This window comes from Pseudomonas sp. G(2018) (assembly GCF_005502415.1).
Taxonomy (GTDB): Bacteria; Pseudomonadota; Gammaproteobacteria; order Pseudomonadales; family Pseudomonadaceae; genus Aquipseudomonas.
In genome coordinates, this window is record NZ_SCOO01000020.1 from 1 (window position 1) to 20600 (window position 20600).

Consider the following 20600-nt stretch of genomic DNA (forward strand, 5'->3'; position numbering starts at 1 on the left):
GTGCAACTGGTCGACGCGCTCACGGCTGCGGGCCTGGGCTATATAGAAGTCGGCAGTTTCGTCTCGCCCAAATGGGTGCCGCAGATGGCGGGCTCCGCCGATGTCTTCGCGCAGATCCAACGCAAACCGGGCGTCACCTATGGCGCCCTCGCGCCCAACTTGCGCGGTTTTGAGGATGCCCTCGCCTGCGGGGTCAAGGAAGTGGCGGTATTCGCAGCGGCTTCCGAAGCCTTTTCACAGCGCAACATCAATTGCTCGATCAGCGAAAGCCTGGAGCGTTTCGTGCCGATCATGGATGCCGCGAAACAGCATGGCGTGACGGTGCGCGGTTACGTGTCCTGTGTGCTGGGCTGCCCCTATGAAGGTAACGTCGCCCCCGAGCAAGTCGCCCGGGTCGCCCGCGAGCTCTACGCCATGGGCTGCTACGAAGTCTCGCTGGGCGACACCATCGGCACCGGCACCGCTGGCGCGACCCGCAGGATGTTCGAGGTGGTATCGGCCGATGTGCCGCGGGAAAAGCTGGCCGGGCATTTCCACGACACTTATGGCCAGGCCATGGCCAACATTTACGCCAGCCTGCTGGAAGGGATCTCGGTGTTCGACAGCTCCATCGCCGGGCTCGGAGGCTGCCCTTACGCCAAGGGCGCCAGCGGTAACGTCGCCACCGAAGACGTGGTTTACCTGCTCAACGGCCTCGGCATCGAAACGGGGATCGACCTGGACGCGCTGATCCTGGCCGGCCAGCAAATTTGCTCCGTGCTGGGGCGCCCGACGGGTTCGCGCGTGGCCAAGGCTCGTAGTGCGCAGTGAGTGTGCGGGTTGTGTCCGGGTGTTACCGCCCACGCTGAAAACGTGGGCGGGAACGAGTAACACGGAAACAAATTGTCAGGGATTCCCTGAGAGAAAAATCCTACAAAATATTAAGTTGTTGATTTAAAAGAATTTTTAAAAGTTGGCACGGCTTCTGCTATCTCTATGGCATAACAAGAACAAAAAAAGCAGCAAAGCTAATAAAAATAAGACGTAACGACTCTGACATAACAAAAACAACACGGCAGAGACGCAGCTAACAGATTTTTTTGGAGAAGGTGTGCTTTTCAGGGTGCTTTTCGAAGTAACCCGCAACCGGGCAGAGAACAATAAAACTACCTTCAGGTAGCTCCCGAACTGGTTGGATCGCTCAGCGAAAAAGTAGATCAGCGCTCAAAAAAATACGTTTGCTCTTGATCCCGGATGGGGATCGCCAAAAACAGCGGTAAAGGGCAACGGTTGCCAAAAACAAAAACAGACCGCCCCTCAATAATAAAAAAAGAGCACACGCAACGAAAATTAAAGGGGAGCTTCGGCTCCCCTTTGTGCTATCTGCGATTTGGTTTTTTACCACCCCCTGTGGGAGCGAGCCTGCTCGCGAAAGCGGTGGTTCAGTCGACATCCATATTGAATGTGCTATCGCCTTCGCGAGCAGGCTCGTTCCCACAAGAGGAATGAGTCAGGCTTTGTTGATGCGCAACTCCTCGATACTGATCTCGCGCATCCTGAATTTCTGGATCTTGCCGGTCACGGTCATCGGGAACTCTTCCACGAACTTGAAGTAACGCGGCGTCTTGAAGTGCGCGATACGCTCCTTGCACCAGGCTTGCAGCTCTTGCTCGGTGGCGCTGTGGCCGGGGTGGAACTTGATCCAGGCAACGATCTCTTCGCCGTAGCGCGAGCAAGGAATGCCGATCACCTGCACATCAGCCACGGCCGGATGGGTAAAGAAGAATTCCTCCAGCTCCCGCGGATAAATATTCTCACCACCGCGAATGATCATGTCCTTGTTGCGACCGGCAATGCACACGTAGCCCTCGTCGTTCATGCTCGCCAGGTCGCCGGTGTGCATCCACCCTGCCTGGTCGATCGCTTCGGCGGTGCCTTGCGGGTTGTTCCAGTAGCCGAGCATCACACTGTAACCGCGGGTGCACAGTTCGCCGATGGTGCCGCGTGGTACCGGATTGCCTGCCTCGTCGATGATCTTGCTTTCGAGCTGCGGCTGAGTACGGCCGACGGTGGTGACGCGCAGTTCAAGATCGTCCATTGGGCCGGTCTGTAACGACACCGGACTGGTTTCCGTCATGCCGTAGGCAATCTGCACTTCGCTCATGTGCATTTCATTGATGACCCGGCGCATCACTTCGATCGGGCACGTCGCCCCGGCCATGATCCCGGTGTGCAGGCTCGACAGGTCGAACTCGGCGCGTTGCGGTTGATCGAGCATGGCGATGAACATGGTCGGCACACCGTAAAGCGCGGTGGCTTTTTCTTCGGCGACGGTGCACAGGGTCAACAGTGGATCGAACGCATCGTTGGGGTAAATCATCGTGCTGCCGTGGGTGATACAACCCAGATTGCCCATGACCATGCCGAAGCAGTGATACAACGGCACCGGAATCACCAGGCGATCAGTGGCCGCCAGGCCGAGACTTTCGCCGACCATGTAACCGTTGTTGAGAATGTTGTAGTGACTGAGGGTCGCGCCCTTGGGGAAGCCGGTGGTACCGGAGGTGTACTGGATGTTCACCGCCTGGTCGAAATGCAGGCTGTCCTGGCGCTCGTGCAATTGTTCGTCCGACACGCCGCCGGCCAGATCGGTCAGTTGCGACCACGGCAAGAACCCGCTTGGCGGTTGCGCATCCAGGCTGATGACGCCCCGCAACTCGGGCAAACGTTCGCTCTGTAGCTTGCCGATGGACTGCTCCGCCAGTTCCGGCACCAGGCCTTGCAACATGGCGTGATAGTTGGAGGTCTTGAAGGCCCCGGCACACACCAGCCATTGGCAACCGGATTGCTTCAACACGTATTCGAGTTCGGAACTGCGGTAGGCCGGGTTGATGTTGACCAGGATCACGCCGATCTTCGCGGTGGCGATCTGGGTGATGCACCATTGAGCGCAGTTCGGCGCCCAAATGCCCAGACGATCACCGGTCTGCAGGCCCAGCGCCAGCAGTGCTTTGGCGTGCAGGTCGGCAGCCTCCGCCAATTGCCGCCAGGTGTATCGCAGCTGCTGATGGCGCACGACCAGCGCTTCCCCGTTCGGGTACTTTGCCACTGTGTTGTCGAACGCCTGGCCGATGGTCATCGCCAGCAAGGCTTTGTCCTGGGAACCACGGGTGTAACTACGCTGCGGATTTGCACTGGGTTGATCCATGACGACCCCTATTGTCTTTATTAACGGGCTATTCGCGGACGACCATTGTGGGAGCGAGCCTGCTCGCGAAGTGGTCATTACATTCAACAAAAATGTCGACTGATCCGACGCTTTCGCGAGCAGGCTCGCTCCCACAATGGTCGTCCGCGTTCTATCTTGAACTGCCTCTACTCTCGCTCAAGTTGACGTTAACGTAAAGGGTGATTGACAGCCTTTCGTCACAGGCTTACGTTAACGTAAAGGTGAGAGCCGAACCATTGCCCTCCCCACCCTACAAAAAAGCCAAAAGGTGCCCCATGAGCTACCCATCCCTGAATTTTGCCCTCGGTGAAACCATCGACATGCTGCGCGATCAGGTTCAGTCCTTCGTCGCCAAAGAGATCGCCCCTCGCGCTGCTCAGATCGACACCGACAACCTGTTCCCCGCCGACCTGTGGCGCAAATTCGGCGACATGGGCCTGCTGGGCATCACCGTTCCGGAAGAGTACGGCGGCGCGGGCCTGGGCTATCTGGCCCACGTGGTGGTGATGGAAGAAATCAGCCGTGGATCGGCCTCGGTTGCCCTGTCCTATGGCGCGCACTCCAACCTCTGCGTCAACCAGATCAACCGCAACGGCACCCACGAACAGAAAACCAAATACCTGCCGAAGCTGATCAGCGGCGAGCACATCGGTGCCCTGGCCATGAGCGAACCGAACGCCGGTTCCGACGTGGTATCGATGAAACTGCGCGCGGACAAGCGCGGCGACAAATATGTTCTCAACGGCAGCAAGACCTGGATCACCAACGGTCCGGATGCCAACACCTATGTGATCTACGCCAAGACCGACCTGGAAAAGGGCCCTCACGGCATCACCGCCTTCATTGTCGAGCGCGACTGGAAAGGCTTCAGCCGCAGCAACAAGTTCGACAAGCTCGGCATGCGCGGTTCGAACACTTGCGAACTGTTCTTCGATGACGTCGAAGTGCCGGAAGAAAACATCCTCGGCGTGCTCAACGGTGGCGTGAAGGTGCTGATGAGCGGCCTCGACTACGAGCGCGTCGTACTCTCGGGCGGCCCGACAGGGATCATGCAAGCCTGCATGGACCTGATCGTGCCGTACATCCACGACCGCAAGCAGTTCGGCCAAAGCATCGGCGAGTTTCAGCTGATCCAGGGCAAGGTTGCCGACATGTACACCCAGCTAAACGCCAGCCGCGCCTACCTGTACGCCGTGGCCCAGGCCTGCGAGCGCAACGAAACCGCACGCAAGGACGCCGCCGGCGTGATCCTCTACAGCGCCGAACGCGCCACGCAAATGGCCCTCGACGCGATCCAGATTCTCGGTGGCAACGGCTACATCAACGAATTCCCGGCCGGTCGCCTGCTGCGTGACGCCAAGCTGTACGAAATCGGCGCCGGCACCAGTGAGATCCGTCGCATGCTGATCGGTCGTGAACTGTTTAACGAGACGAAATGAATTTCGTCAGCTGCAAGCCACAAGCTTCAAGCGACAAGCAGAAGCTTTCCTCTTGCAGCTTGAAGCTTGCCGCTTACAGCTGCTTACGGAGTAAGCCATGATTTTGCATACCCAGCTCAACCCCCGTTCAGCGGAGTTCGCCGCCAACAGCGCGGCGATGCTCAAACAGGTCGACGCACTGCACACCCTGCTTGCCCAAGTGGCGCAAGGTGGCGGCCCGAAGGCCCAGGAACGCCACACCTCGCGGGGCAAACTGCTGCCCCGTGAACGCATCAATCGCCTGCTGGATCCGGGCTCGCCGTTTCTGGAGATCAGCCAACTGGCGGCCTACGAGGTGTACGGCGAAGACGTTCCAGCCGCTGGCGTGATTGCCGGGATTGGCCGCGTGGAAGGCGTCGAATGCATGATCGTCGCCAACGACGCCACGGTAAAAGGTGGCTCGTACTACCCGCTGACCGTGAAAAAACACCTGCGCGCCCAGACCATCGCCCAGCAGAACCGCTTGCCGTGCATTTATCTGGTGGACTCCGGCGGCGCCAACCTGCCGCGCCAGGATGAAGTGTTCCCGGACCGCGAGCACTTCGGCCGGATCTTCTTCAACCAGGCCAACATGAGCGCCATGGGCATTCCGCAGATTGCCGTGGTTATGGGCTCCTGTACCGCTGGCGGCGCTTATGTGCCGGCAATGGCGGACGAAGCGATCATGGTGCGCGAGCAAGCGACGATTTTCCTCGCCGGCCCGCCGCTGGTGAAAGCCGCGACCGGTGAAGTGGTCAGCGCCGAAGACCTGGGCGGGGCCGATGTGCATTGCAAGATCTCCGGGGTGGCCGACCATTACGCCGAAAGCGATGAACATGCACTGGCCATTGCCCGCCGCAGCGTCGCCAACCTCAACTGGCGCAAACTCGGCGAAGTTCAGCAACGCACGCCCATCTCCCCGCTCTACGGCAGCGACGAGTTGTACGGCGTGGTGTCAGCCGATGCCAAGCAGCCGTTCGACGTACGCGAAGTGATTGCGCGGTTGGTGGATGGCTCGGTGTTCGATGAGTTCAAGGCCTTGTTCGGGACGACGCTGGTGTGCGGTTTTGCCTACCTGCACGGCTACCCGATCGCGATCCTGGCCAACAACGGCATCCTCTTCGCCGAAGCGGCGCAGAAAGGCGCGCACTTCATCGAGCTGGCCTGCCAGCGCGGCATCCCGTTGCTGTTCCTGCAAAACATCACCGGCTTCATGGTCGGCCAGAAATACGAGGCCGGCGGGATTGCCAAGCACGGTGCGAAACTGGTGACCGCCGTGGCGTGTGCCAAGGTGCCGAAATTCACCGTGATCATCGGCGGCAGTTTCGGTGCCGGCAACTACGGCATGTGCGGTCGGGCCTACGACCCGCGCTTCCTGTGGATGTGGCCGAATGCGCGCATCGGCGTGATGGGTGCCGAACAGGCCGCCGGCGTACTGGTGCAGGTCAAGCGCGAACAGGCCGAGCGCGGTGGTCATGGTTTCAGCGCCGAACAGGAAGCCGAGATCAAGCAACCGATCCTCGACCAGTACGAAGAACAGGGCCACCCCTACTATTCCAGCGCTCGCTTGTGGGACGACGGCGTCATTGACCCGGCACAAACCCGTGATGTCCTTGGCCTGGCCTTGTCGGCATCGCTGAATGCGCCAATCGAACCGAGCCGCTTCGGCGTGTTCCGGATGTGATTTTTTTGTGGGAGCGAGCCTGCTCGCGAAGGCTTCACCGCGGTTCATCTACAGTACCGCGTGATCGTTCTTCGCGAGCAGGCTCGCTCCCACAAGGACCGTGGAGAACGGAAGAAATGAGCGACTTCAACACCCTCGAACTGCTGACCGACCCACGGGGTTTTGCGACCCTGTGGCTCAGCCGCGAAGAAAAGAACAACGCGTTCAACGCCGAAATGATCCGCGAACTGATCCTTGCCCTCGACCAGGTGTCGAGCGATGCCAGCCTGCGCTTTCTGCTGGTGCGTGGCCGCGGCAAGCATTTCAGCGCCGGCGCCGACCTGGCGTGGATGCAGCAATCGGCCGAACTCGATTACCACACCAACCTCGACGACGCCCGGGAACTGGCGGAGTTGATGTACAACCTGGCCAAACTGAAAGTCCCGACCCTGGCGGTGGTGCAGGGTGCGGCCTTTGGCGGGGCGCTGGGCCTGATCAGCTGCTGCGACATGGCCATCGGTACCGATGATGCGCAGTTCTGCCTGTCGGAAGTGCGCATCGGCCTGGCACCGGCGGTGATCAGCCCGTTCGTGGTGCAAGCCATCGGCGAGCGCGCCACCCGGCGCTATGCCTTGACTGCTGAGCGTTTCGGCGGGCAACGGGCACGGGAACTGGGTTTGTTGTCGGAGAGCTATCCGGCCCACGAGCTGGAACAGAAAATCGAGCAGTGGATCGACAATCTGCTGCTCAACAGCCCGGCGGCCATGCGCGCCAGCAAAGACTTGCTGCGTGAAGTCGGCGACGGCTCGCTGAACCCGGCGCTACGCCGCTATACCGAAAACGCCATCGCCCGCATCCGCGTCAGCCCTGAAGGTCAGGAAGGCCTGCGCGCCTTTCTGCAAAAACGTCCGCCGAGCTGGCAAGCCGAAATCACCCCCAAGGAGCCGCATTGATGAGCGCACCCGTCCTCACTACCCTGCTGGTGGCCAACCGTGGCGAAATCGCTTGCCGGGTGATGCGCACCGCCAAGGCCCTGGGCCTGACCACCGTGGCCGTGCACAGCGCCACCGACCGTGACGCCCGGCACAGCCGCGAAGCCGACATTCGCGTCGATCTCGGTGGCAGCAAGGCCGCTGACAGCTATCTGCAAATCGACAAATTGATCGCTGCCGCCAAGGCCAGCGGCGCCCAGGCGATCCACCCCGGTTATGGCTTTCTGTCGGAGAACGCCGGGTTCGCCCGCGCGATCGAAGCGGCCGGCCTGATTTTCCTCGGCCCACCCGCCTCGGCCATCGACGCCATGGGCAGCAAATCGGCGGCCAAAGCGCTGATGGAAACCGCCGGCGTTCCGCTGGTGCCGGGTTATCACGGCGAGGCTCAAGACCTCGACACCTTCCGCGACGCCTGCGAACGCATCGGCTACCCTGTGCTGCTCAAGGCCACGGCCGGGGGCGGCGGTAAAGGCATGAAAGTCGTCGAGGACGTCAGCCAGCTGGCCGAAGCCCTGGCCTCGGCCCAGCGTGAAGCCCTGTCGTCGTTCGGCGATTCGCGGATGCTGGTGGAGAAGTACCTGCTCAAACCCCGTCATGTGGAAATCCAGGTGTTCGCCGATCAACACGGCAATTGCCTGTACCTCAACGAACGTGACTGCTCGATTCAGCGGCGACACCAGAAAGTCGTCGAAGAAGCGCCAGCCCCCGGCCTGAGCCCGGAACTGCGCCGCGCCATGGGCGAAGCCGCTGTGCGTTCGGCGCAAGCCATCGGTTACGTCGGTGCCGGCACCGTAGAATTTTTGCTCGATGCCCGTGGCGAATTCTTCTTCATGGAGATGAACACCCGACTGCAGGTCGAACACCCGGTCACTGAAGCCATTACCGGTCTCGACTTGGTGGCCTGGCAAATTCGCGTGGCCCGTGGCGAAGCATTGCCGATGACCCAGGATCAGGTGCCGCTGAACGGCCATGCGATTGAAGTGCGGCTCTATGCCGAGGACCCGGGCAACGATTTCCTGCCGGCGACCGGCCGTCTGGAGTTGTACCGCGAATCCGCGCCGGGTACGGGTCGTCGCGTGGACAGTGGTGTCGAGGAAGGCGACGAGATTTCGCCGTTCTACGACCCGATGCTCGGCAAACTGATTGCCTGGGGCGAGGACCGTGAACAGGCGCGCTTGCGACTGCTAAGCATGCTGGACGAGTTCGCTATCGGCGGGCTCAAGACCAACATCAACTTCCTGCGCCGGATCATTGCGCATCCGGCGTTTGCTTCGGCGGAACTGGATACCGGGTTCATCCCGCGCTATCAGGAACAACTGCTGCCTGCACCGGCCGAGCTCAGCGATGAGTTCTGGCAGGCCGCCGCCCAGTCGTTCGCCCAAAGCCAGCCGCGTTCACCGCGCGCCGATGACCCGAGTTCGCCTTGGGCCAACAGCAATGGTTTTCGGGCTGGCTTGCCGACGGAAATCACCCTGCACCTGAGTTGTGAAGGCCAGGACCGCGCATTGACGTTGGGCGCCGCCAATGCCCACAGCGCACAGCTCAAAGGCGAGCATTTGCTGACGGAACACGACGGCGTGCGCCGCCAGCATCGGGCTATCCGTCGTGGTGACTTCGTTTATCTGCAATGGGAAGGTGAACTGCGCCGCATCGAGTCCTACGACCCGATCAGCGCCGTCGAGGCCAGTCACAGCCATCACGGCGGGCTGACCGCGCCCATGAACGGCAGCATCGTGCGCGTGCTGGTGGAAGCCGGGCAAACGGTCGAAGCCGGGGCACAACTGGTGGTACTCGAAGCGATGAAGATGGAGCACAGCATTCGCGCGCCCCATGCCGGTGTGATCAAGGCACTGTATTGCCAGGAAGGCGAGATGGTCAGCGAAGGCAGTGCGCTGGTCGAGCTGGAAGAGGCGTGAAATGAAGAACGCCCCCAAGGGGCGTTCTGATCAGAATTTGGCTGTCGCCTGAACCACCACGCCGATGATTCGGCACTCTTGGGTGTAAAGGGCTTTCGGATACGTCGGATTGAGCGGGACCAGGTAACGCTGCCCGCCCTCTTCGATCAACTTGCGAAAAATCGCCTCGCTGCTGCTTGGCCATTGCGCGATCACCAGCTTGCCAGGTACGGCTTCCACGTCCGGGTCCACCAGGATCAACATGCCCTCGGCGATGCTCAGGCCACTGGGTGCGGTCATCGCATCGCCCGTGACCGTCAACCAGAAAGCCGCACCTTGAGCGTGATAATCGGACAGTTCGAAACGGTACTGCGCCTGTTCCCCATCGCGGACTTCTCCGGTCTCCCGCCAGTCACTGACCGGGTAGCGGAAGTACGGATTGTACTTCTGCGTCAGGGAAATCCCGTCTTCCTGTGAGTCCGAAGGCTCGCGAATGACCAAAGCCACTTCGAGAAAGTCCATGCCGAGCGCCTTCAACACCCGGTTCATGTTTTCCACGCCAGGCTCGCGACGTTTATTCAGCCAGTGACCCACGCCGCCCTGGGACATCCCGAGGCGGTCGGCGAGTATTTCTTGAGTGACTTTGAGTTCACTCATCTTGGCCTTGACCAATTCAATCCATTTATCCATGGGCGGCACGATACGTGGTGGACTCCGGTCATCAAAACACAAATTGTAGTATTTAAATTATGGTCACAAATACAGATCGTACTAGGATGGCTTCACGGATCTGAATCTACCACGGAGCTTGCCATCACCATGACTCAACCTGCCAACGACTTGCCTGATATGCAAATCGACACCTCCCTCACCTCGCCCCAAGGTTCGGCCGCTGCCCAGCGCGCACTGGACTATTACTTGAAACCGGCTGTTTCAGAGGAAGTGGTCGAGGCGCGTTTCTTTGATGTGAACCGCAACATCAGCTGCGAGGAGGCACTGGTCCATGCCACGGACCTGCTGCGATGCGCCGCCGCCACAGCCTGCGAGTCAGCCAGTCATCTGCAGGGGACGAACCGGGACCTGGCATTTTCGACGGTGCATATGATCGACATGGCCAAGGCCATGGTGGATCGGTCACTGGAGCGATATCAGAACGGTTGAAGCGAAGGTGCAAAAAAGAGAGGACGGGAAAGAATTTTCCAATCGCGCAGATAAAATCATTTGACTTGCAAACGAGAATGATTATTATTGCATCATCTGATCGCGAGATCAGTCGATGGCCCAGGGACCTTAGGTCGGTTTCCTGGACTATCTCCTCATCAGGCTAATCACGGTTTTTGACCCGGCTTTTTGCCGGGTCTTTTTTTGCCAGTTTTCTGGCTTATGTCTTCAGGCTAATGAAGTCTGTAGGTGCTGCAAATTCGATGGCGCGGATGATATCAAAAGAATATTTGTTGGCCAGAAAAGCCTTTAATCACGAGGGCAAACTAATGGTAAATAGCACTTGAGAACCAATCGCACAGTCTCTAAGCTGCGTCGGCGTCAAGGAGGACGCCCCCCCGTTTCTCCTTCATACGCGACTTGTCCCCGGCGATGACATCGCTGCAAGGCAGGCAAAGACCAAATGCCCTTGCCGCCCCTCTCTCCCCTCAATACACAGCAATATGCGAATCCGTTCGCGGCTCGGTTCCGCCACAAAGTACCCCGGTTTCAGGGTCGCGCAGGATGATTTGCCCGCGACCGTAACTGGTGAGATCGCAAGCCACCTCTACCTCATGCCCACGCCGAGCCAATGCCGCCGCCATGTCTCGCGAAGCGTCCTGCTCGATACCGACCTTCAGTCCACCCAGCCATTGCCAACGCGGCGCATCGAGGGCCGCTTGCGGGTTGAGTCCGAAATCCACCAGGTTCATCACCATCTGCACATGCCCTTGCGGTTGCATGTAACCGCCCATCACACCGAAGGGTCCCATCGCCTCGCCGTCCTTGCTGAGAAACCCGGGAATGATGGTGTGGAAGGTCTTTTTGCCCGGCGCCAGGCAATTCGAATGCGCGGCATCAAGACTGAACTCTTCACCCCGGTTTTGCAGGGCGATACCACTGTCGGGCAACACCACGCCGGAACCGAAGCCGTGATAGTTGCTCTGGATGAATGACACCATGTTGCCTTCGGCGTCGGCGGTGGCCAGGTACACGGTGCCGCTGGCGTGGGGATCGCCCGGCTGCGGCGCCACGGCCCGTTCGCCGATCTGCGCCCGGCGATGGGCCGCATAGTGGTCGCTCAGCAAGTCGTCCACGGCGACCCGCATATGTTCCGGGTCCGTGATGTAGTGCAAGCCATCGCAGTAAGCGAGCTTCATGGCTTCGAGCTGACGGTGCCAGGTTTGCTGGCTGTCTCGATGATCGAAATCGAAGCCCTCGAGAATCTTCAGGGTCATCAATGCCACGAGCCCCTGGCCGCTGGGTGGAATCTCCCAGACATCGACACCGCGGTAGTTGACCTTGATCGGGTCGACCCATTGCGCGCGGTAATCCTGCAGGTCGCTGGCGCGCAAATAGCCGCCCGTGGCCCGCGAATGCGCATCCAGCCGTTGCGCCAGGGCGCCGCGATAGAAACTTTCGCAACCGGTGGTTGCCAGTTCACTCAAGGTGCGCGCCTGGGCCGGGTTGCGGAACAGTTCACCGGCACGGGGCGCGCGGCCATCAATCAGAAAGGTGTCGAACCAGCTCTCAAGCACGTCGCTGCGATCCCTGCTGTTATCTTGGCTGAAATCGTCCAGCGCGGCTTGCCATTGCAGGGCAACCACCGGAGACACCGGAAAACCATCCCGCGCCAGACTGATTGCCGGTTGCAGCAAATCGGCAAAGGGCAGTCGACCGAAACGCGTGGACAGCTCCGCCCAGGCTGACGGACAACCCGGGACGGTCACCGGCGTCCAGCCATGCAGCGGCATCTTGTCATGACCGGCAGCTTTCACCGCCTCGATGCTCAAGGCTTGCGGGGCCGCGCCGTTGGCGTTCAAGCCGTGCAACTTGTTTTGCGTCCAGACCAGCGCAAAGGCATCGCCGCCGATGCCGCAACCGGTGGGTTCAACCACGGTCAGTGCCGCGGCCGTGGCGATGGCCGCATCGATAGCGTTACCGCCGCGACGCATGATTTCGATGCCTGCTTCGGCGGCCAATGGCTGAGAGGCGGCAACCATGCCGCGTTTGGCGAAGACACTTTGACGTTGTGAGGCGTAGGGGTATTCATGGGCGGAAAATTTGAACATGGCAGACTCACACAAAGGTTTTTGACGGGTTCACAACACGCGACTGAGAAACGCCCGCGTACGGGCATGACTGGGCTGGCTGAAGATCTGTTCGGGCGGGCCTTGCTCGATCAGTTCGCCCTGATCGAGTACCACCACGCGGTCGGCCACCTCGCGGGCGAAACCCATTTCGTGGGTCACCACGACCATGGTCATGCCCTCCTCGGCCAGTTCCTTCATCACTTGCAGCACTTCACCCACCGTCTCCGGATCCAGGGCACTGGTGGGTTCGTCGAACAGCATCGCCTGGGGCTTCATGGCCAATGCCCGGGCAATAGCCACACGCTGCTGCTGACCACCGGACAACATCGATGGATAGTGATCGGCCTTCTCCGCCAGCCCGACCCGCTTGAGCAGCGCCCGCGCCTGCTCCACCGCCGCCGCGCGTGCTACGCCCAGCACATGGATCGGTGCCTCGATAATGTTTTCCAGGGCGGTCATATGCGGGAACAGGTTGAAGCGCTGAAACACCATGCCGATGTCCCGCCGCTGGCGGGCGATGTTGCGCTCCGAGTCACGGGCCAGGCTGCCGTCGGCGCGGGTGCGGTAACCCATTGGCTGTCCGGCGACGCGAATCTGTCCGGACTGAATGTCTTCCAGCAGGTTGATGCAGCGGATGAAGGTGGTTTTGCCGGACCCGGAGGCACCGATCAGCACCACCACTTCACCGCGCCGCACTTGCAGGGAAATGCCCTTGAGTATTTCCAGGTCACCGAAGGACTTGTGAATGTCCAGCGCTTCGATGACCAGTTCTTCACTCATGTGTGCCATCTCAACGCCCCCTCAACAGTTTCATGGTGTTGCGCCCGAACATCCGGCTGGCCGCCGGCGCCGGACGGTCCGACTGACCGAAGCGGGTTTCGAGCCAGCGCTGGAAAAAGCCCCAGAGTGTGGTCAAGGCCAGGAAGTAGATAGCCACGACCAGGTACAACTCGAATACCCTGAAAGTCGCCGACGTCACCATTTGCGTACTGAGCAACAGTTCCTGTACCCCGATGACGCTGACCAGCGTGGTGTTTTTCAGCATCACGTTGAACTCGTTGCCCAGCGGCGGCACGATCACCCGGAACGCCTGTGGCAACACGACACGCCGCATCAGCTTGGGAAAGGTCATGCCCAATGAACGACCGGCTTCGTACTGCCCCTTGTCCACCGCGCCGATACCGGCACGGATGATCTCGGCCATGTACGCGCCTTCATTCAGTCCCAACGCGATGATCGCGGCCTGAATGTTGCCGGGCACGACGATCCAGCCAAGGTCCAGGTCTTCAAAGCGGAAAATGCCCCCCGCCGCCAATGCCGTGTACAGAAAAACGATCTGTACCAGCAGTGGTGTGCCGCGCATCAGCCAGACATAAAAACGCACCGGGTATTGCAACAGCGGGTTGCTCGACAGCTTCATCAACGCGGCAATCAGGCCCAGGACGCAACCGAGCGCCATCGCCGAAACGCTGATCAGGCAGGTCAGCCACAGCCCCGTCAGGTAGACATCGCTGGGCTGCAACAGGTACTGCCAGAACACATCCCAATTGAAGTTCATCAGGTTTGCCCTCAGTCCAGTTTGTCGCTGTCGACATGCCATTTGCTGAGAAGCGCGGCGTAACTACCGTCGGCGCGCATGCCTTGCAGGACTTCGGTCAATGCCACCGTCAACTGTGGATCGCTCTTGCGCACGCCAAAACCGGTGAGGATGCGATTGAACGCCGGCACCGCCGACTGGAACAGGTCCGGGGCCAGTTGCTGATAATGTCCGGCCGATTCGACCGTGGTACCGAAGGCGTCCACCTGATTGATGCGCAAGGCCTGGAAGGCGTCGGCATCGACGTTGTACACCACCAGTTTCATCGGTGCCTTGCCGGCCGCTTCGAGCTTTTCGTTTTCCTTGCCCAGCAGCACACGGATGGTCGAACCGTTGCTGACCGCGACCTTGAGCCCGGACAGGTCTTCCAGGGTACTCACCGCTTTCGGATTGCCCTTGGGTACAACGATGGATTGGCTGGAATACATGAAGTTGACGATGTCGATCACCTCGCGGCGTTCGGGTTTGTCGAACAACTGATCGACGATCATGTCGCACTGCTGCGCCAGCAGTGCCGGGATCAATCCGGCGAAGGGCGAGATGCGCCATTCGACCTTTTTGTCACCCAGGCGCTTGGCAATCGCTTCCCCCATGTCGACCTGCAGCCCGACCGGTTTCTGCTTCATGTCAAACGACACCAGCGGTGGCGAGTCCATGCCGGAGCAATAGACGATCTTCTCGCTTTTGCTCAGTCGCTCGGGTAACTCGGGGGCGGCGAGCGCCCATTGCGAACACAGACTCAAGGTGAACACGGCAACTAACGCGCAAGGCTTGTGCATGGTGCATGACTCCAGTTGGCTGGTTGTTCTTCTATTGGTGAGCTTCGAGAAACTGAATAAGTCGCGGAATGGTGCCCTCAATGTGTTCGCACACAACGGCGGCGGCTTTGTCCGGGTCGCCCGAACGCAGTGCGTCAATGATCGAGGCGTGTTCGTCCCGGGCGCTGCGGGGTTTGTCGGCGTGTTGCAGCCACAGGCGCATGTGCGGCTCGATCACCGAATACAGCGCCGAAATCTGCCGCATCAGGCGCGGACGTTCACTCAGGCTGCACAGGTATTCATGAAAGGCGCGATGGCGGCTGACCCACTCGGCGCCGTCTTCGCGGTAGTCGTCCATCTCATCGAGCAGGCGCTCCAGATGACTGAAGTGGCGCTCGGTGATTTTCGTCACCGCAACTCGAATGGCCAGGCCTTCGAGAGCGCTGCGCATCTCGAACACTTCGCGCATTTCCTCGATGTTCAAGCCGCGCACGATGGCACCGCGGTTTGGCCGCAGCGTCACCAGGCCGTCGGCATCCAGACGCCGGAAGGCTTCGCGCACCGGCATGCGGCTCATGCCGATTTCCCCGGCGATGTCCTCGGCAATCAGCCGCTCACCGGTGCGGTAACGTCCTTTGCAGATGGCTTCCAGGAGAAAGTTGTAAGCCTCCTCCTCGGCGGTAACGGGCTGGCGCTCGGCGTAGACAGGGGCGAATTTCATCGGGTGCACCTTTTGTATTTTTGTATCCAATTATCCATAAAGCCAAAAAAGCACATTGCGTGCCAGATTCGGCGCACAGCGCGCAGGTGTTTGATTGGATTGATTTAACTGAAATCAGGAAGGCCGATAGCCGCCATGGGCGCCGAACGGGAACGAGTTGAAATGAACCAGGGTGTAACCAAACCGCCACAAAACGGTGCGGGCAGTAACACGGCCAGTGGCAATGCAGTGAAGGTGAATTTCGAGCCGCGAAGCCAAACTTCGGCATGGTCGGTGAAACGTTTTTTCTCCGCTGCCAGCCCCCTTCTCTTGCGTGTAAAGTAGCCGCCATAAAAATCTTAATCAGGAACCCTGACCGTGGCTAAAACTCTCGACATCAGCGCCAACTTCGACAGCGGCAACATCCAGGTGATCGATGTCAGCGACCCGCTCAAACCCCTGCTGGCCATCCGTCCCGATACCAAAAGCAGCCATTTTCAATGGTTCCACTTCAAGGCCAGCGGCCTGCATGTCGGCCAGGAACACTGGTTTCGCCTGAACAATGCCAGCCAGTCCTCGTACAACAAGGCCTGGGATGGTTATCAGGCCAGAGCCTCCTACGATCACGTCAACTGGTTCCAGGTACCGACCATCTTCGAAGGCGACTGTCTGCGCTTTTGCCTCGAAGCCACACAAACCCACGCCTGGTTCGCCTACTTCGAACCCTACAGCCGTGGCCGCCACGATTGGCTGATCGAGCAAGCACTGACCAAGGCCGGCGCCGAACTGCTGGCCACCGGCAAGAGCGTTGAAGGTCGCGACATTCAGTTGCTGCGCAAAGGCACCGGTGCCGAAGGCCGGCGCAAGGTATGGATCATTGCCCAGCAACACCCTGGCGAACACATGGCCGAGTGGTTCATGGAAGGCGTAATTGAGCGTCTGGAAAGACACGACGACCCGGTGCTGAACAAACTGCTGGCCAGCGCCGACCTGTACCTGGTGCCGAACATGAATCCGGACGGCGCTTTCCACGGCCACCTGCGCACCAACGCCATGGGCCAGGACCTGAACCGCGCCTGGCAGAGCGCCAGCCCGGAGATCAGCCCGGAAGTGTTTTTCGTCCAGCAGCAGATGGAAAAGTACGGCGTCGATATGTTCATCGACGTCCACGGCGACGAGGAAATCCCCCACGTCTTCACCGCCGCTTGCGAAGGCAATCCGGGCTACACGCCACGGATCGAAAAACTCGAAGAGCACTTCCGCAGCCACCTGAAGAAAACCACCAAGGACTTCCAGACCAAGCACGGCTACACCCGAGACGAACCGGGCCAGGCCAACATGACCCTGGCCTGCAACGCCGTTGGCCAGAAGTACGACTGCCTGTCCCTGACCCTGGAAATGCCGTTCAAGGATCATGACGATCATCCGAACGCGGAGACTGGCTGGTCGGGCAAGCGTTCGAAGCAGTTAGCCAAGGATGTGTTGATGACAGTGGCGGAAATGATCGATACGCTGCGCTGAATGAAAATAAGACACTACGCCCTGGGAACAGGGCATAGTTTTTACATCCATTTCAGTGTTCCGAAACAATCTATAAGTTTTTACTCTTTATAAATAGAGACTGCCACTCTAATTGGTCGCAACCAACTCCCGCCCGCACTCAACGCCTTCAGCCGAATTTCTCCTGTATACATACCCTTGGGCAGGGTAGGGTTGAGAGACGCTACGTATGTAAGCCATACATGCATATCCCAGCCATTCACACAGGATGACGGTCTATTCAAAGCACCCCGCACGCACGTTCCCACGGATCTCTGACCAAGCAAAGTGACCTTGTGCGGTACTCCTGAGCTATTGAAAAGTGTCGCAGTCAGGTATGTCGGGTTTCCTGCGCTGGACCCCTCGAAATACACCGGACCTTCAGCTGCATTGTAGGCAAGCACACCTGCTGCCCGGTCAGTCTCTGTTGGCTGCCTGGGGATCGTCAACAGCGCTGAGACTTCATTGCCAACGCCGGCCAGAATCATACGTTCTCCGTCAAAGGAGGGCGCATAACCGGAAAGCCGCTGGGCATTCTCGCGCCAGACACGTGCTGTATCGGCAGTTACAGCATTCCCTCGAGGCAGGCCAAACTCATCCTTCACATTCGGTGTCGAGTAGTAGACTTGCCGATTTCCGCCGCACAAAAGACTGCCTGACTTTCCATTGTAGTATCCGAATCTATAGTTACTCACACTATTTGTATTGCAATGATCACTACCAGCATTATGGCCAAGTTCGTGCGCAAATGTCGTCGCGCTGTATTGATTTCCAATCGCGCTTCGCCCGGGAACATACCCCCAGCCTGCCCCAGGCTCCCCCTTATATAAAAATATTCCATAAAAGACGTCCGGCTCAAAAGAGCTTATGCCTGCGGCCAAAATACTGGGCAGCTCAGATAGAGTTCCAGAGGTCATAGGGTAATCTGTTTCTACTATCTGAGTTCCAACCAATCTCATCGAAATATCGGAAACCAGCGAATTGCGAAACGCTAAATTAACAGTCTCGACTTGAGCTAATGCATTAGCCGTTGCGTCACCACCTACTGCATTAAGCGCCGCTTGAGAATATCCTATCAAGACATCGATAATTTTTGGGATGGTGCTGCCCCCCACTGAATCAGTGCTTACTATTTCATTTGGGTTAGCAATAGCATCTTCAACTCCGAAATCAACAATCGGCTCAGGATTGAAAGTAGCTCCGCCACTATTATCGATATGGAGCAATCCGCGCGCACCGAGCTTATTAACTAATGCTGTCAAACTTCCATCAATTGAACGAACTGTCACTAACGCACCTTCGGAATTATCCGGCATCCGCAGCTTGCCGCTTTCGACGGTATAACCATTAATAACCTTTGAACTCGAACGCACGAAAACGCCCGGCGCAATTAAATCCGCCGTCAAATCTGCCGTAGTTTTACTCTTAACATTCTCCACAACCCATTTTTCCGGCTTACCGGAATCAGCCGTCGGTGGATGCGCGCAAGCACCGAGCAATGCAACCATCGACACAATCGAAAACGCAGAAAAAACATGCCACATGGAACGCACACCTGCTGTTTTGAACATGATTCGTCTCCCTGAATGACACGATCAGTGCTGTTCGACTGGCCTCGTCCGGGCCACTGCAGTCTGTAAGCATTGAACGTGCATTTTCAGGGAAGCGATACTGTCAAAGTTGACAGGTACACAGGTGCTATCAGTGCTCCCGCATCACAAAATCAACCGCGATCCTTACCCCGCAACATGCTGTCCAGCACATCATCACGGCGTATCCAGCCATGGAACAGCGCCGCCGCCAAATGCAGCAACACCGTCAAAAACAGCAAATACGCCAGATACCCATGGGCCTTGCGCAGGAACGCGAACACCTGCGCGTTCGCCGGCACGATTGATGGCAACTGCAACGAACTGCTGAGCATCACCGGTTCACCGGACGCCGAAATCATCGCCCAACCCAGCAACGGCAGAATCAGCATCAAGGCGTACAGCAACATATGGGAGGCCTTGGCCGCGAGCGCTTGCCAACCTGGCAGGTCGGCAGGCAACGGCGGTTGTCGGGTAGAGAAACGCACGGCCAGCCGCACGATCACCAGCAACAGAATCGCCACCCCCAAGGGCTTGTGCAGGCTGATCAGCCACTCATGGCGTTCGGAGACCGAGGCGACCATGCCCGCGCCGATAAACAGCATGGCGATGATCATCAGCGCCATCAGCCAGTGCAGCAGGCGCGCCAAGGGAGCGAAATGATTGGGTTGAGTGCTCATTGCTGGGCCTCCTGTTTGGCGGCGGGCAATTGACTGACTTCACTGGTGCGACGCAGGTAAGAAGTGGCGTAGGCGGCTGAGCGCGCGGCGAGCAACGGATCGTCGGAACCCTCGATACCGGCCGGCAACACCAGCGGGTCATAGTTGATGTCGCGGCACTCTCCGCTGAGTTGCGGCTGCACACTCTCCAGCACCAGAGTGCCGGCGTTCAGTACCTTGCGCCCTTCAGGCCAGGCCTTGCTGGCGTCGTTGACCGGATCGCCGGGATTGGCCAGGGTGATCATCAGCTGCCAACGCAACGGGCCGGCTGCGATGCGTTGCACCAGGTCTTTCTCGAGAAAATCACTACCCTCTGGCGCGGTCGCCCCCGGCGCATCCACCGCCTGCGGCACCATGTTCCAGCGCACGGCCTGCTTTTGCCCGGCGGCGTTGACCAGGTAAAACGCGTTGACGCTGTTATAGGTTTCCGTCACGTAACTGGCCGAGGGTTTCGCGGTTTTGACCCAGGCCAGGAATGGCCCGGCTTCCGGGTGTGAACCGAAAAATGCCGGCACCGCTGCCGGGTCCGGTTTGCCGGTCGAAGGCAGCGGCGACTGAGCCTGCTGCAACTGATAGAACGCCTCGGGTGTGCCCACCGGGAACACCGGCATGCTGTTCATTCCGGTCCGCCACTGTTGGCCGTTGGCCTGGGTGAAGCGCAGCGCCATGCTGCGGATCGGAATGGCGCTATCCGGTGCATAGGGATTGCCTGGCGGCAAAGCCAATCGGCCGACCACTGGCGTGCGCGCCTCGTTGAAGACCTGTGCGGTGGAATAACTGCGCGCCTCGCCACTGCTCTCGAAATGGCCAATCACACAGACGCCCTTGGCGTGATTGCGGCGGAATCCAGGGTGCACGCCGTTGTTGGTTTCCAGCACATTGATCAGTTTTTTCGGGGTCAAGCGCTGTGGGTCAAAGGTGCCGTTGACGTAGGCAAACGCCCCGGCCATGGCGGCAACGACCACGGCAATGCCGGCCAGACGCAACGTCAGGCTCGCGGCACTCAAGGGCGGTCGGGATGGCGGTGATGATCGATCTACCATGAAAGACTCCAGGGCCATCGGCCACAAGTGAGAAGAATCAAGCAGACGAACCCCACGGTGGTTTATTCCATCGCCCGGTATTTATTTTTTCGGGCGTGGAATAACCTCGAATGCCGGGCGTCTTCCTAGTCCACAAGCGTAGTGACT

At 59.2% G+C, this 20600-nt stretch carries 17 protein-coding genes; 7 read left to right on the plus strand and 10 right to left on the minus strand.

Annotation, left to right across the window (positions count from 1 at the left end):
• Positions 1-810, plus strand: an 810-nt coding sequence (locus FFS64_RS18775) for a hydroxymethylglutaryl-CoA lyase (RefSeq protein WP_137806643.1), incomplete at its 5' end; no start/stop codon positions are given.
• Positions 811-1489: 679 nt separating this feature from the next.
• On the opposite strand, the gene FFS64_RS18785 is transcribed toward FFS64_RS18775, so the two are convergent.
• The gene (locus tag FFS64_RS18785) at positions 1490-3187 is read right to left on the minus strand and encodes an AMP-binding protein (protein ID WP_137806645.1); all 1698 of its coding nucleotides are present in this window, start codon (positions 3185-3187) and stop codon (positions 1490-1492) included.
• 296 nt (positions 3188-3483) lie between these two features.
• Here FFS64_RS18785 and FFS64_RS18790 point away from each other — a divergent pair, with 296 nt between their 5' ends.
• The 4 genes from FFS64_RS18790 to FFS64_RS18805 all read left to right on the plus strand — a co-directional run bounded on the left by FFS64_RS18790 (position 3484) and on the right by FFS64_RS18805 (position 9236).
• Entirely contained in the window at positions 3484-4647 is a 1164-nt protein-coding gene (locus tag FFS64_RS18790; RefSeq protein WP_137806646.1) for an isovaleryl-CoA dehydrogenase, read from the plus strand.
• Positions 4648-4744: 97 nt separating this feature from the next.
• On the plus strand, positions 4745-6349 hold the full coding sequence (locus FFS64_RS18795; protein ID WP_137806647.1) for a carboxyl transferase domain-containing protein: 1605 nt from the start codon (positions 4745-4747) through the stop codon (positions 6347-6349).
• Between the two features lie 116 nt (positions 6350-6465).
• On the plus strand, positions 6466-7281 hold the full coding sequence (locus tag FFS64_RS18800; RefSeq protein WP_137806648.1) for a gamma-carboxygeranoyl-CoA hydratase: 816 nt from the start codon (positions 6466-6468) through the stop codon (positions 7279-7281).
• Positions 7281-9236: an acetyl/propionyl/methylcrotonyl-CoA carboxylase subunit alpha gene (locus FFS64_RS18805; RefSeq protein WP_137806649.1), complete on the plus strand. Its 1956-nt coding sequence runs from the start codon at positions 7281-7283 to the stop codon at positions 9234-9236. Before FFS64_RS18800 ends, FFS64_RS18805 begins: the two co-directional genes overlap by 1 nt.
• Before the next feature lie 30 nt (positions 9237-9266).
• On the opposite strand, the gene FFS64_RS18810 is transcribed toward FFS64_RS18805, so the two are convergent.
• A complete protein-coding gene (locus tag FFS64_RS18810) occupies positions 9267-9905 on the minus strand; it encodes a LexA family transcriptional regulator (protein WP_137806650.1) in 639 nt (212 codons plus the stop codon).
• A gap of 129 nt (positions 9906-10034) precedes the next feature.
• Here FFS64_RS18810 and FFS64_RS18815 point away from each other — a divergent pair, with 129 nt between their 5' ends.
• Positions 10035-10376 (plus strand): DUF6124 family protein, encoded by a 342-nt coding sequence (locus FFS64_RS18815; RefSeq protein WP_137806651.1) that lies wholly within the window; start codon positions 10035-10037, stop codon positions 10374-10376.
• Between the two features lie 488 nt (positions 10377-10864).
• Here the strand turns inward: FFS64_RS18815 and FFS64_RS18820 are convergent, their stop codons facing one another.
• The 5 genes from FFS64_RS18820 to FFS64_RS18840 are packed head-to-tail and all read right to left on the minus strand — an operon-like array spanning position 10865 to position 15584.
• The gene (locus tag FFS64_RS18820; protein ID WP_137806652.1) at positions 10865-12487 is read right to left on the minus strand and encodes a gamma-glutamyltransferase family protein; all 1623 of its coding nucleotides are present in this window, start codon (positions 12485-12487) and stop codon (positions 10865-10867) included.
• A 30-nt stretch (positions 12488-12517) separates the two neighbouring features.
• Complete coding sequence (locus FFS64_RS18825) at positions 12518-13297, minus strand: amino acid ABC transporter ATP-binding protein (RefSeq protein WP_137806653.1); 780 nt, start codon at positions 13295-13297, stop codon at positions 12518-12520.
• A gap of 1 nt (position 13298) precedes the next feature.
• The gene (locus FFS64_RS18830) at positions 13299-14066 is read right to left on the minus strand and encodes an amino acid ABC transporter permease (protein WP_137806654.1); all 768 of its coding nucleotides are present in this window, start codon (positions 14064-14066) and stop codon (positions 13299-13301) included.
• Positions 14067-14077: 11 nt separating this feature from the next.
• Positions 14078-14884 carry an ABC transporter substrate-binding protein gene (locus FFS64_RS18835; protein WP_095192758.1) on the minus strand — a complete coding sequence of 269 codons (807 nt, stop codon included), beginning with the start codon at positions 14882-14884 and terminating at the stop codon, positions 14078-14080.
• A 31-nt stretch (positions 14885-14915) separates the two neighbouring features.
• Positions 14916-15584: a GntR family transcriptional regulator gene (locus FFS64_RS18840; protein ID WP_137806655.1), complete on the minus strand. Its 669-nt coding sequence runs from the start codon at positions 15582-15584 to the stop codon at positions 14916-14918.
• Positions 15585-15935: 351 nt separating this feature from the next.
• Here FFS64_RS18840 and FFS64_RS18845 point away from each other — a divergent pair, with 351 nt between their 5' ends.
• On the plus strand, positions 15936-17084 hold the full coding sequence (locus tag FFS64_RS18845; RefSeq protein ID WP_137806656.1) for a M14-type cytosolic carboxypeptidase: 1149 nt from the start codon (positions 15936-15938) through the stop codon (positions 17082-17084).
• A gap of 80 nt (positions 17085-17164) precedes the next feature.
• On the opposite strand, the gene FFS64_RS18850 is transcribed toward FFS64_RS18845, so the two are convergent.
• The 3 genes from FFS64_RS18850 to FFS64_RS18860 form a co-directional block, all read right to left on the minus strand.
• Entirely contained in the window at positions 17165-18673 is a 1509-nt protein-coding gene (locus FFS64_RS18850; protein ID WP_137806657.1) for a M12 family metallo-peptidase, read from the minus strand.
• Positions 18674-18825: 152 nt separating this feature from the next.
• Positions 18826-19371 carry a cytochrome b gene (locus tag FFS64_RS18855; RefSeq protein ID WP_137806658.1) on the minus strand — a complete coding sequence of 182 codons (546 nt, stop codon included), beginning with the start codon at positions 19369-19371 and terminating at the stop codon, positions 18826-18828.
• Entirely contained in the window at positions 19368-20453 is a 1086-nt protein-coding gene (locus FFS64_RS18860; RefSeq protein WP_137806659.1) for a catalase family peroxidase, read from the minus strand. Before FFS64_RS18860 ends, FFS64_RS18855 begins: the two co-directional genes overlap by 4 nt.
• Between the last annotated feature and the right edge of the window lie 147 nt (positions 20454-20600).